The 12,222-nt window shown below is 63.6% G+C and carries 10 protein-coding genes; 5 read left to right on the top strand and 5 right to left on the bottom strand.

Going from position 1 to position 12,222, the window contains the following annotated elements:
* Nucleotide 1 precedes the first annotated feature (1 nt).
* Nucleotides 2-1,165, bottom strand: a complete 1,164-nt coding sequence (locus FQ705_RS32915) for a citrate synthase family protein (RefSeq protein ID WP_260854700.1) — start codon at nt 1,163-1,165, stop codon at nt 2-4.
* Between the two features lie 156 nt (nt 1,166-1,321).
* Here FQ705_RS32915 and FQ705_RS32910 point away from each other — a divergent pair, with 156 nt between their 5' ends.
* Together FQ705_RS32910 and FQ705_RS32905 are read left to right on the top strand one after the other, a co-directional pair.
* Nucleotides 1,322-2,677 (top strand): MFS transporter, encoded by a 1,356-nt coding sequence (locus FQ705_RS32910; RefSeq protein ID WP_144149078.1) that lies wholly within the window; start codon nt 1,322-1,324, stop codon nt 2,675-2,677.
* Nucleotides 2,678-2,711: 34 nt separating this feature from the next.
* The gene (locus FQ705_RS32905) at nt 2,712-3,710 is read left to right on the top strand and encodes a 2-hydroxyacid dehydrogenase (RefSeq protein ID WP_260854699.1); all 999 of its coding nucleotides are present in this window, start codon (nt 2,712-2,714) and stop codon (nt 3,708-3,710) included.
* A gap of 19 nt (nt 3,711-3,729) precedes the next feature.
* Here the strand turns inward: FQ705_RS32905 and FQ705_RS32900 are convergent, their stop codons facing one another.
* Complete coding sequence (locus FQ705_RS32900) at nt 3,730-4,206, bottom strand: YybH family protein (RefSeq protein WP_144149076.1); 477 nt, start codon at nt 4,204-4,206, stop codon at nt 3,730-3,732.
* A 111-nt stretch (nt 4,207-4,317) separates the two neighbouring features.
* Complete coding sequence (locus tag FQ705_RS32895) at nt 4,318-5,079, bottom strand: CerR family C-terminal domain-containing protein (protein WP_144149074.1); 762 nt, start codon at nt 5,077-5,079, stop codon at nt 4,318-4,320.
* Nucleotides 5,080-5,174: 95 nt separating this feature from the next.
* Here FQ705_RS32895 and FQ705_RS32890 point away from each other — a divergent pair, with 95 nt between their 5' ends.
* Genes FQ705_RS32890 through FQ705_RS32880 form a run of 3 tightly spaced genes read left to right on the top strand, consistent with a single transcriptional unit; the run spans nt 5,175 to nt 9,365 of the window.
* A complete protein-coding gene (locus FQ705_RS32890; RefSeq protein ID WP_144149072.1) occupies nt 5,175-6,317 on the top strand; it encodes an HlyD family secretion protein in 1,143 nt (380 codons plus the stop codon).
* A complete protein-coding gene (locus FQ705_RS32885; RefSeq protein ID WP_144149439.1) occupies nt 6,310-7,908 on the top strand; it encodes an MDR family MFS transporter in 1,599 nt (532 codons plus the stop codon). Before FQ705_RS32890 ends, FQ705_RS32885 begins: the two co-directional genes overlap by 8 nt.
* Before the next feature lie 17 nt (nt 7,909-7,925).
* Nucleotides 7,926-9,365, top strand: a complete 1,440-nt coding sequence (locus tag FQ705_RS32880; protein WP_144149070.1) for an efflux transporter outer membrane subunit — start codon at nt 7,926-7,928, stop codon at nt 9,363-9,365.
* Between the two features lie 54 nt (nt 9,366-9,419).
* Here FQ705_RS32880 and FQ705_RS32875 read toward each other — a convergent pair whose 3' ends face one another.
* Nucleotides 9,420-10,262 (bottom strand): DMT family transporter, encoded by an 843-nt coding sequence (locus FQ705_RS32875; RefSeq protein WP_144149068.1) that lies wholly within the window; start codon nt 10,260-10,262, stop codon nt 9,420-9,422.
* Nucleotides 10,263-10,593: 331 nt separating this feature from the next.
* Nucleotides 10,594-12,147, bottom strand: a complete 1,554-nt coding sequence (gene hpnH, locus FQ705_RS32870) for an adenosyl-hopene transferase HpnH (protein ID WP_222105689.1) — start codon at nt 12,145-12,147, stop codon at nt 10,594-10,596.
* Nucleotides 12,148-12,222 lie beyond the last annotated feature (75 nt).

Raw genomic sequence — 12,222 nt, 5'->3', positions numbered from 1 at the left:
GTTAGTCCGCTTCGTTTTTTATGTCACCGATCGCGGGCCCGACGTAATTCGCCCGAGGCCGCAGCAGACTGCGCGTGGCCGATTGCTCGATGGAGTGCGCCATCCAGCCGACACTGCGGCCGATCGCGAACAGCGAGAAGGCTGCGCCATCAGGCAAATGGCAGAGTTCCGCAAGGGCGGTCAGCGCGATATCGATGGATGGCTTCAGGCCGGTTTCGCGTTCGACATGATCGATCAACTGACGGGTTCGTCTGGCGGGCTCGAAGGCGGCCAGCAGGTTGGCCGCGCGTGGGTCGCCCTGGGGATAGAGCTCGTGTCCGAAGCCGGGCAACGCGTTGCCACCCAAGCGCCAGCGTTCGACTGTCGCCTCGACGCCGGATTGCTGCGCATCGTCCATCAACGCCTGAACCCGCGCCGTCGCATCGCCGTGCAGCGGTCCCGACAAGGTGGCCAGTCCCGCCAGCGCGCACGCGCCCAGCGAGGCACCCGTCGAAGCGGCGACGCGTGCCGCAAAGGCCGAACTGGTCAACTCCTGATCGGCGAGGAGGACGAGCGCGCGGCGCAGCAAGTCGGCTTGTGGCTCACACTGCCAGGCGCGGGCAATGCGCCAATGGAGCGGTCCCTCGTCACTGGCGAGCGCGACAAAACTGCTAGCCAGCCTGCCTACCAGCCTCGCCGACTCCTCGATCATGCTATCGACATCGAGCGTGCGGGCCGCATCGCCTTCTGCAGCGGCAAGTCCCATCGCGGCGTAGGCGCGGGCGCGCAGCGGACCCGAATTCAGCACCGGCTCGAATACCGGAAAACGAGGCAATTCCGCCGCGTCCCACAGGAGTTGCGCGACGTCTTCCAGCGACAGGTGATCGGCCAGCCCGAGCACGTCCTTGCCGCGATAAAAAAGCTGCCCACGGACGATCGTGGAAATGCGCGTGTCGATGATCGGTTCGCCCCACGCCATCGTGCTTGCTGCGATGCTCTTGTGAGCGCGTCCGAGCCCGCGTTTCTTCACGAGCGCGGCGACATCCGATTCACGGTACAGCTTGCGGCTGGCATGGTCGGGGTCCCAGCGCACTTCGATCTGTCCGCGGCTCACATAGGCATAGAGCGTTTGCTTGCGCACGCCCAGCGCTTCACAGGCCTCCTCCTGGGTGATCCAGATCTTCACGTTGATTATCCCAATCAAGGTTGACGCTCACTGATTGCGTGAGTCTAATGCAGAACATACGACAACTCTAAAGCACATCACCCACCTGCAAGTCAGCGGCGGCACGCGACACTTGCCATGCCGCCAGCAGGCGAGACATACGAGGAGGAGACATCGATGTTTTCCGAAAGGACAGCTCCGTACGCAGCGACGGATTCAAGCCGCCTGACACGTACACGCTTCACCATTCTCGCGACGATTCTGCTGCTGGCGACGGTGGCCTACGCGGACCGCGCGATCCTGTCGATTGCAGGGCCAGGTATTGCGAAAGAGTTCAGCCTGAATCACATTCAACTCGGCTATGTGCTGTCGGCTTTCAGTTGGGCCTATGTGATCGGCCAGATACCCGGCGGCTTGCTGCTCGATCGTCTGGGCACCAAAGCGGTGTACGGCGCCACACTCGTGATGTGGTCCGTCGCGACGATCCTGGTGGGTTTCGTCGGCAAGATCACGTCGGATGTATCGATCGCGCTGGGTCTGCTCTTTGCATTGCGCTTCGCGCTCGGTTTCATCGAAGCGCCGAGTTTTCCGGCCAATAGCCGCGTGACCGTCATGTGGTTCCCGAAAGACGAGCGTGGGCTCGCGACCTCGTTGTTCGCGTCGGCCTCGTACTTCGCGGTGGCGATCTTCTCGCCACTCGCGGGCTGGCTCACGGCGAAGTTCGGCTGGCCCGCGCCGTTTTTTGCGCTCGGGCTGATCGGTATCGCCTCGGCAGGCGTGTGGGTGCGGGTCATGCACGAGCCGCGCAGACATCCGCGGGTGTCGCAAGCCGAACTGGATCACATGGTGGCGGGCGGCGCGATGGTCGATATCGACTCGACCCAGGAGCGCTCGTCGCGCCCGGCTGTGTCGGGGCAGGCGTTGCGCGTGCTGTTGAGCAACCGGATGCTGTGGTGTTCGTATATCGGCCAGTACTGCGTGATTGCATTGAGCTATTTTTTCATCACCTGGTTTCCGATCTATCTGGTTCAGGCACGCGGCATGAACATCATGGAGGCGGGACTCGCGACCATGGTGCCGGCCATCGCCGGCTTCGTGGGGGGTATCGCGGGCGGTGTGATTTCGGATTGGCTGATCCGACGCGGCTGGAGCGTGTCGTGGGCGCGCAAGACGCCGTATATCGTCGGCATGGCGGTCGGCTGCTGCCTGATTTTTTCCGCCTTCACCGAAAGCAACACGGTGATCGTGCTGCTGATGACGATCGCGTTCTTCGGCAAGGGCGCCGCGGCCGGTGCGGGCACGTGGGCCATCGTCTGCGATACGGCGCCGCGCGAAGCCGTGGGCCTGGCCGGCGCGATCTTCAATTGCGTGGGCAATATCGGCGGGATCGTCACGCCGATTGTGTTTGGCTACATTGTTCAGGCGACGGGCGGCTATACGGCCGGACTTTATTTTGTCGCTGCACACTGTCTGGTGGCCGCCGTGATCTATCTGCTGTTCATGGGTAAGATCGAGCGCGTCAAAATGGCGTGAACGATACAGTGCCGGACTCGAATCGATTAACTGGATGAACCCAACACTCGTTATGCAAAAGCCGATCATTCTCCAGGCGGCCGACTTGCCGGAATGGACCAACGCGGAATTGCGCGCGCTCTTTACGGTGCTCGACTTACCCGACGATCCCGCCGCCGTTGCGGCGTTCCTGAAAGAGCACGGCCCGGCCGTTCGCGGCATCGCGCTGCGCAAGACGAAAATCGACGCGGCTTTTCTCGACGCGTTGCCCGCGCTGGAAATCATTTCGAGCTACAGCGCCGGCCTCGACAACGTCGACGTGCCGGCGGTCAAGGCGCGCGGTATCGTGATCGAAAATTCGTCGCAGGTACTGGCCGAGGACGTGGCCAACACCGCGATTGGCCTCGCGCTCGCCGTCACGCGCGATCTGGTGAACGCAGATGCGTATGTGCGTGCGGGCAAATGGCCGGAGCACGGACAGTATTCGCTCGGCCGTTCGATCTCGCGCATGAAGGTGGGGATTGTCGGCCTGGGCGCGATCGGCTCGGCGATTGCGCGACGTCTGCAGGCGTTCGGCTCGCGCATCGCGTATTTTGGCCCGACGCGCAAGCCCGTCGAATTCCCGTACTACGACGACGTGGTCCGCCTGGCGGCGGATTGCGATATGTTGATTCTGACCTGTCCGCTGTCTGCGGCCACGCATCATCTGGTGAACGCGAAAGTGATCGAGGCGCTCGGCCCGCGCGGCTTCCTCGTGAATATCGCGCGCGGTCCCGTGGTCGACGAAACGGCGTTGATCGCGGCCCTGGCCGCTAACGGTCTGGCGGGCGCCGCGCTCGATGTGTTCGAGTATGAACCGGAGGTGCCGGCCGCGCTCATCGAAGACGAACGCGTGGTGCTCACGCCGCATATCGGTTCGGCGACGGAAGAAACCCGTCGTGGCATGGCGGAAAACGTCGTCGATACGTTGGCTCGGCACTTCGGTGTCACGGGGCCGCGCGATACGGCGGACGACACAGGCATGATCGCAGCCCGCGACTCCCGATTTGCCTAGTTGGGTCCATCGTTGGCGCTTACTGCAGCACCTTGTTCGGCATCGTGCCGAATGAGATGAAGCGGGCGATGGACCATCGGCCATCCGGCTGCCGCTGGAAAATGTCCATACCCGCTTCGGTGTCCATGCTCTGTGTGGCGCCTTTGCGGGCCGTGAGCGTCCAGAACAGCCGGACGACGGCGATATCGCCGGAAACGATGATCTCGCGAATATCCGGCCGGTCGTAGTGCAATTGCAGTTCCGGCTTTTTCAGCAGGATCGAGAGCCTCGAACAGATGGCATCGTGGCTGCCATCGAGCGCTTCGGGAACGGTAGACACCAGATCGGGTGCGAAGATATCGCAGACGCCCGTCGCGTCGCGCGTGTTGAAGGCTTCGGTCCAGCGCTGCAGTCTGGCGGTGATGGCCGCCTTGTCGGAAGCGACGTCGGCGAGCGCCGGGCTCGTTGCACCGACACCCGCCAGGATGGCGGAAATCGCCAGTAGCGCTTTGCGCATGGCACGCTCCAAATCGACAGGCTACGCCCGGCGTGCTGCGTGCGCAACGCGGTTCTCGCTAAAGTCTCCTGCATAAAGACGCAGTGACCCGTTATCGCTATCGCAACGCACTTATCCCGGCTGGCGTGTCTTCCCTTTGCCCTTGGTCCGAACGTCCTCGACGCCCCTCGCATCATGCTCGCGACTCCAGTGCTCGAGCAACGTACGCGTCTGCTCCCCGACGGTCGACTTGAGCAACTCGGCGTTCTTCGCATCGATCGACGTCCAGCCGAACGCCGACAGCGTCGAGCGATGCGCGACGTGAAAAATCATCAGTTGCCCATGCAGGCTGAAGGTGCGGATCAACGTGATCGGATCATCCGCCGCGCGGCCGGAAATTCGCCCGACTAGCGCCGAGCTCACATTGTTCAACGGGTCGCGGATGCGGCTGGCCAGGATTTGCGTCGCGCTTTCCGGTTCGTATCCTGCCTGTTCGCGCGCGAAGAAAAGCCGCCGGCCTGGCTGATTCGCTTTCTCGAAGGTGCGGTCCGCCATGGCTTCCTGAATGCGGATGAACGCATCGATCAACACGGTGCTGTCGGCGTTCTCACGCAGTGCCTGGTGCGCGTGGGCAACGGCCGGCGCGAAGCTCGTCCAGGCGTCGTCGGCCATCGCTTCGACACACGCCCGATAGACCCCTTCCTTGTTCTCGAAGTAGTACTGCAGCGCGGGCGCATTGACGCCGGCGCGGGCCGCGATGTCGCGCGTGGACGCGCCTTCGAAGCCGTGTTCGCCGAATAGCTCGACGGCCGCCTCGATGATGCGGTGACGCGTTTCGTCGCCGCGCGCATAGCCGCCGTCCGGGGGACGGCGCAGCTTCTTTGCGGTGCTCATGCCTTTCTCTCCGTTACATCCGCAGAAATATATCACTTGACACAATTTTATCGACTGGAATAATTGTGCCAACTGGAAATAATTGGACCAATAACATGTCAGCGACCGCAGGCTCTCCCTCCCGCCCGATTCCCGCCGAAGATTCCCCGGCAACCGGCACGCGGCGTCCCACGCGGCGCACGGTGCTGATCGCACTCGGGGTCGTCGCGTTGATCGTCGGCGGCGTCTGGCTCGCGCGTTGGTGGACGGTGGGGCGCTTCATCGAAAGCACCGACGACGCTTATCTGCAAGCCGACAGTGTGACGGTCGCGCCCAAGATCGCCGGCTATGTGACGGAAGTTTACGTCGCGGACAACCAGCTCGTGAAGCCGGGCGATCCGCTGGTGCATCTCGACGCGCGACAGTACCAGGTCGCGCTCGACCAGGCGCTGGCCACCATCGACGCGCGCAAGGCCGACATCGAACGCGCGCAGGCCGAGATCAGGCAGCAGCAGTCCAACATCGCGCAGTCACAGGCGCAGCAGCAGGTGGCCCGTGTCAGCGCACAGCACGCGAGCGACGAAGTGCGGCGGTACGCGCCGCTCGTTGCAACCGGGGCCGAGAGCAGTGAGCGGCTGGCGGAACTCACGAGCACACGCGATCAGGCGAATGCCACGCTCGCCGCGAACGCGGCGGCAGTCGACGCGGCCCGCTCGCAGATCGGCTCGGCCAACGCGCAACTCGCGCAGGCCCGCGCTCAACTCGAAGCCGCACAGGCCAGCGCCCAGCAATCGCAACTCGATCTCGACAACACCATCGTGCGCAGCGTGCTCGGCGGCAAGGTCGGCGATCGTACCGTGCGCGTCGGGCAGTACGCACAACCCGGCACGCGGATGCTGACGGTCGTGCCGGTACAAAGCACTTACCTGCTGGCAAACTTCAAGGAAACGCAGGTGGGCCGCATGCGTGTCGGCCAGCCGGTGGAACTGCACGTCGACGCGTTGCCTGGGCACACGCTGCACGGTGTGATCGACAGTTTCTCGCCGGGCACGGGCTCGCAATTCGCTCTGCTGCCGCCGGAAAACGCGACGGGCAACTTCACCAAGATCGTGCAGCGCGTGCCGGTGCGAATTCGCATCGACACCGGCGCGGAGACGCGCAGTGTGTTGCTGCCGGGATTGTCGGTGAACGTGGATGTCGACACGCGTTCGGCGCGTGAGCGCGACGAGCGCATCGATGCCGAGAACCACCGTGGCTGAGCGCGGCGCTACCCTGCCCGCCGCCGCGCCACATGCTGAGGAGCGCGCCAGCGTCGGCGACTGGATCGCCGTGGCTGCCGGCGCGCTCGGCGCGTTGATGGCGACGCTGGACATCTCGATCACGAACTCCGCATTGCCGCAGATTCAGGGTGAAATTGGCGCCACTGGCACCGAGGGCACGTGGATCTCGACCGGCTACCTGATGTCGGAAATCGTGATGATTCCGCTCGCGGCCTGGCTCACGCGCGTGTTCGGACTGCGCAATTTCCTGCTCGCCAACTCGGCGCTGTTCATTGCGTTCTCGATGATGTGCGGCTGGTCGCACACCTTGCCGATGATGATCGTCGGCCGAATCGGGCAGGGCTTTGCCGGCGGCGCGATGATCCCGACGGCGCAGACGATTATCCGCACGCGTTTGCCGATGTCGCAGATGCCCGTCGGCATGACGCTGTTCGGGCTGACGGTGCTGCTTGGGCCGCTGTTCGGCCCCGTGGTCGGCGGCTGGCTCGCGGAGAACATCAGCTGGAGCTGGTGTTTCTTCATGAATCTGCCGGTCTGTCTCGCGCTGATGACTTTGCTGATCGTCGGCCTGCCGTCGGATCGGCCGCATTGGGAGGCGTTCCTCAAGGCGGATTGGCTCGGCATCATCGGCCTCGCGATCGGCCTCAGTTCGCTCACCGTGGTGCTCGAAGAAGGTCAGCGCGAACGCTGGTTCGAGTCGTCGATGATCGTCACGCTCACTTGCGTGTCGCTCTTTGGCATGCTCCTGATCGCGGCTTCGCAACTCACGGCCAGGAAGCCGATCGTGCGTCTGAGCCTGATGCGCAATCCGAACTACGCCAGTGTGATCGTGATCGTATCCGCAGTCGGCGCGGCACTGTATGGCGTGTCGTATCTGTTGCCGCAGTTTCTCGGCGTGGTGGCGGGCTACAACGCGGAACAGGCCGGCGCGATCATGTTGTTGTCCGGGCTGCCGGCGTTTTTGATCATGCCGGTGCTGCCCACGCTGCTCGGCAAATTCGATTTCCGCGTGCTGGTGATCACCGGGCTGCTGCTATACGCAATCAGTTGCATGCTCGACATCGACCTCACGGCGCAGAGCGTCGGGCACGATTTCGTGTGGTCGCAACTGATACGCGGCACGGCCCAGATGCTCGCGATGATGCCGCTCAATCAGGCGTCGATGGCCGCCGTCTCGCGTGAAGATTCCGGCGACGCCGCCGGCCTCTACAACATGGCGCGCAACCTCGGCGGCTCGATCGGTCTGGCGATCATCGGCACTGTGATCGACCGGCGCACGACGTTCCATACCGCGATGATCCGCGAGTCGGTCAGCGCGAATTCGCTGATCGGGCAGGAGAGCCTGAGCGCGAATGCCGCCAACTGGTTCGCGCATACCGGCGACATGGCTTATTCGCAGATGCGCGCGCTTGGGCAACTCGGGGCGCAGATCCAGCAGCAGGCCATCGTCATGACCTATTCGGAAACGTTCTATCTGCTCGGCATCGCGCTGCTCGTGTGCATTCCGCTTGCGCTGCTTCTGAAAACACCGCGCCGTGATGCGCCGCCGCCTTCGTCCGCGGGACACTAATGCCCTCTAATTTTTCCATGATGTCCAATCGTCTCTCGTGTTTCGCCCTCGCCGCCGTTGCGCTGCTGTCCGCCTTGTCGGGCTGCACGGTCGGTCCGGATTATCACGGTGCGCCGCCGGTTGCGCAGGACGCGCACAGCACGGCCACGTTCGTGCGTGCGCCGGCCGTCGGCACGACGGCGACGCCCGCGCCGAATCAGTGGTGGCTCGCGTTCAACGATCCGCAACTGAACGAGCTCATCGACGCCGCGTTTGCCCACAATCCCGATGTCGATGCCGCGAAGGCGCGGCTGCGGGAATCGCGTTCGCAATTGCAACGGCAACGGGCGGACGCGTTGCCCAAGGTCTCCGGCGACGCCGCGGCACTGCGCATGCGACAGCCTGATACGAGCGCGTTCGGCTCGTCGGGTGGCGGCCCGTTGCAGTTCTATACGGCTGGCTTCGACGCTACCTGGGAAATCGATCTGTTCGGCGGCACGCGGCGCGCAGTCGAAGCGGCGTCGGCAGATGCGGAAGCAGTCGACGCGGATCTCGCGGACACGCGGGTGTCGCTCGCGGCCGAAGTGGCACAGGTCTACGTCGAACTGCGCGATCAGCAGGCACGCCTTGCACTGGCGCAGCGCCAGGCCGAGACCGAACAGAAAATGCTGACGCTCACGCAGCAGCGCCGCGAGCGCGGCACGGCGGCGGATATCGACGTCGAGCGCTTGACGACGCAAGTGGAAAACACGCGTTCGACGCTGATTCCGCTGGACGCCCAGCTGACCGATTCGCTCGACAGTCTCGCGGTGCTGACCGGCCGCGCGCCCGGCGCGCTGGATGAGCAACTCGCGACGGTCCGGCCGCTGCCGGCGTTGCCCGGCACGGTCGCAATCGGCGACCCGTCGACGATGTTGCAGCAGCGCCCCGATATTCGCGCAGCGGAGCGACGGCTCGCCTCGAGCAATGCGCAGATCGGCGAACACATCGCGGATTTTTTCCCGAAGGTGACCTTGCTCGGAGATATCGGCTTCAGCGCGAGCGATCCGGGCCATCTCGTGCGCAAGAGCAATTTCAGCTGGATCGCCGCGCCGTATCTGCAATGGAACGCGCTCGATTTCGGCCGTACGCTGGGCAGCGTGCACGCGGCAGAAGCCTCGCGTGACGAAGCCGAGGCGCGCTATACCAAGGCCGTGCTCGGCGCACTGCAGGACGCCAACTCGTCGCTCTCGCGCTATGGGCATCAGCGCGAACATGTCGTCACGTTGCAGAAGGTAGAGACGTCCGCTACGCATTCGGCCACGTTGATGCGGCAGCGTTATGCGGCGGGCGTCGCCACGTTGATCGATCTGCTCGACACGCAGCGACAGGAGTTCACCGCGCAGCAGAATGTGGTCGCGGGACAGGCCGAGTTGCTCAAAGACTTTGTCTCGTTGCAGAAGAGCCTGGGCATCGGCTGGCAAGCGCAGCAGAGTTAATGCGTGGCGGCGGCGGCTTTTCGCTCGCGGCTTGAGGGTCATGCTCCAGCGAGTTCACAGGCCCAGACAAACCGCCCCGCCCGCGACGATCGCACACGCGAGCCAGCGCTTTGCGCTGACCGCCTCGTGTAGAAACATCCTTCCGATCAGCACCGCGAACACGACGCTGGTCTCGCGCAACGCCGAGACCGCGCCCATCGCGCCCGATTGCATCGCCCAGATCACGATGCCATACGCCGCAATCGACACCAGCCCGCCGGCAAGCGACGAGGCGATGACCACTGGCGCGTCACGTAGCGGCGCCCACAGTGCGGCAAGTCCGCGCTTCGCGACGAACAGCACGGGCATCAGCCAATAGAACAGGAACATCCACGCGGTGTAGGCAATCGCCTCGCCGCTGGACAAGCGCACGCCGATGCCGTCGATCACGGTATAGAGCGCGATCGTCGCGCCGGTCGTGAGCGCCGACAACACACCCATGCGTGAGACATGCCGCCCTTGCAACGCAATCGCGATGATGCCGCCCGAGATCATCGTGATCCCGAGTGCATGGAGCGGGCCGATTGCTTCATGCGCGAAGAGCGCCGCGCCGAGCGAGACCAGCAGCGGTGACGACCCGCGCGCGATCGGATACGCCTGCGCCAGATCGTTGCGGCGATAGGAGCGCACGAGGCTCACGTTGTAGACGATGTGCACGAGTCCCGATGCGACGAGGTAGGGCAACGCAGCCGCGGGTGGCCGTGGCGTGGCGAGGACCATGAGCGTGGCGACCGATGCGATGGCGATGCTCATCCAGGTCATGGACAGGAACCGGTCGCGATTGCCGTGCAGCAGCGCGTTCCAGCTCGCGTGAAGCAGGGCGGCGATGAGGACCAGGCCGCCGGTATAACTGAGCATGCGGTTTCCGGGTTGGAAGGAGAAAGAGCGAAATAGGCCGTGCTTCAAGCAGGATAACTATCTTGCGCGTGGCCAACAAACCAGATTAATTGGGCAGTCGAGTTAGATAAACTCGCGCTTCAGAAAGCGAGACGATCGCATCACGCGGCTCGATCGAGGCGGGCGTGGCAACTAGCGTGAGGAAAAAGAGAGGATGAAACGGCGCGCGAGATAAGGAGGGTGTTGCGCGAATCCGGGCCGTTGCTGCGCCCGGTTCGGTGCCGGCGGAACACAGATGCGCTCTGTGCTCGCCGGTGATTCACTTGCGTGACGGCGGGTTGCCCCGAGCCGTTTAATCGCCGAGATATTCCGGCTCGATCTGGATGTTCTTCTCGCCTGCAGCTTTCTTTTCCCAGTAGCGCTTGACCCAGTTTTCGAAGGTCTTGCCCGCTGCAGTGTCCTTGCCGGTGAAGGCAATGGTTCCGATGTCCGCGTACGGAACGATTTCCTTCGTCTGCTTGCCGGTCGGAATGATCCGCACGAAGCAATCCTTGAAGGCCGCGCCGTATTGGCGGTCATACAGATAGCCGGCGACCGTCGAGCCGTCCTTGCGAGTGATCGTGACGTCGCCACGATAATCGAAGGCCTTTTCCATCGCTTCGCGCACTTCTGCTTCGGTGGTCAGTTCCGGCGTCCAGCCTTCGAGCTTCTCGTGCACGGTGCCCGCGGCGGTTTCCATCTGGTCCGGCGCGGCCGTCTGCACGACCGGCGCAGCTTCCTGCCGAGCCTGCTTCGCGGCGTCGGAACGCTGCGCCGACGGCACGAACACCATCGGCACTTCGTGCGAGGTCTTCTTCCAGCCGGACAGGATCTCGGTGGCGCCCTCGTCCTTGTAGCTGTCGAACAGCATCGCCTTGACGGTCTGGAACATGCCCTTGAACGAACCGAACGTGTAGTTCACGCCGCTTGCTTCATAACCCGAGTGGACCATGCAGTTCGCGCATTTCGGATTGCCGCTCTCGGTGCCGTATTCCGACCACTTCACGCTTTCCATCAGTTCGTCGAAGGTATCGGCGTAGCCGTCCTGCAGCAGATAGCACGGCTTCTGCCAGCCGAAGATGCTGTACGTCGGCATGCCCCACGGCGTGCAGGTGAGATGCTTCTTGCCCATCAGGAATTCCATGAAGATGGGCGACGCGTTGAAGCGCCAGCTCTTCTTCCGGTTCGACAGGATGGCGCGGAACAGCTTCTTCGAACGCGCGCGGCCGAGAAAGTGCTTCTGGTCCGGGGCTTTGTCGTACGTGTAGCCGGGCGAAACCATCATGCTCTCGACGCCCACTTCCATCATTTCGTCGAAGTGCAGGCGCACGCTGTTCGGATCGGCGCCGTCGAACAACGTGGTGTTGGTGGTGACGCGGAAGCCGGCCGCGACTGCCGCGCGCACGCCTTCCATTGCGATGTCGTAGCCGCCTTCACGGCACACGGCAAAGTCGTGATGCTCGCGCTGGCCGTCGACGTGAACCGAGAACGACAGATACTTGCTCGGCTTGAAGAGGTGCAGGTGCTTGGCGAGCAGCAGCGCATTCGTACACATGTAGACGTACTTCTTGCGCGCTACCAGACCGGCGACGATCTCGGGCATCTGCGGATGCAGCAGCGGCTCGCCGCCCGGAATCGCGACCATCGGCGTGCCGCATTCCTCGACCGCCTTGAAGCATTCCTCCGGCGTGAGTTCCGACTTCAGCACATGCGCCGGGTACTGGATCTTGCCGCAGCCCGCACACGCCAGATTGCAGCGCATGAGCGGCTCGAGCATGAGGACGAGCGGATATCGGCTACGCCGCATCAGCTTCTGTTTCAGGACGTAGGTGGCGACCGTCCATGCCTGCGAAATTGGCACTCCCATGCTGCGAACTCTCCTCGGTAATCTTTACTCGGCGGGCAAATCCCGCAACTGCGTTCAATTGAGTGCTACACGCCC

It is taken from the genome of Paraburkholderia sp. BCC1884, assembly GCF_900996225.1.
In the GTDB taxonomy this organism is placed as follows: Bacteria; Pseudomonadota; Gammaproteobacteria; order Burkholderiales; family Burkholderiaceae; genus Paraburkholderia.
The sequence above is the reverse complement of the archived record's forward strand: the minus strand, read 5'-3'. Positions and strand labels throughout refer to the sequence as shown.

Bases quoted from the DNA above. Each gene is read 5' to 3' on its own strand.
- FQ705_RS32900 (WP_144149076.1), bottom strand. From the start codon at position 4,206: ATGCGCAAAGCGCTACTGGCGATTTCCGCCATCCTGGCGGGTGTCGGT.
- FQ705_RS32895 (WP_144149074.1), bottom strand. From the start codon at position 5,079: ATGAGCACCGCAAAGAAGCTGCGCCGTCCCCCGGACGGCGGCTATGCG.
- FQ705_RS32880 (WP_144149070.1), top strand. From the start codon at position 7,926: ATGATGTCCAATCGTCTCTCGTGTTTCGCCCTCGCCGCCGTTGCGCTG.
- FQ705_RS32905 (WP_260854699.1), top strand. From the start codon at position 2,712: ATGAACCCAACACTCGTTATGCAAAAGCCGATCATTCTCCAGGCGGCC.
- FQ705_RS32875 (WP_144149068.1), bottom strand. From the start codon at position 10,262: ATGCTCAGTTATACCGGCGGCCTGGTCCTCATCGCCGCCCTGCTTCAC.
- FQ705_RS32890 (WP_144149072.1), top strand. From the start codon at position 5,175: ATGTCAGCGACCGCAGGCTCTCCCTCCCGCCCGATTCCCGCCGAAGAT.
- FQ705_RS32910 (WP_144149078.1), top strand. From the start codon at position 1,322: ATGTTTTCCGAAAGGACAGCTCCGTACGCAGCGACGGATTCAAGCCGC.
- hpnH (WP_222105689.1), bottom strand. From the start codon at position 12,147: ATGGGAGTGCCAATTTCGCAGGCATGGACGGTCGCCACCTACGTCCTG.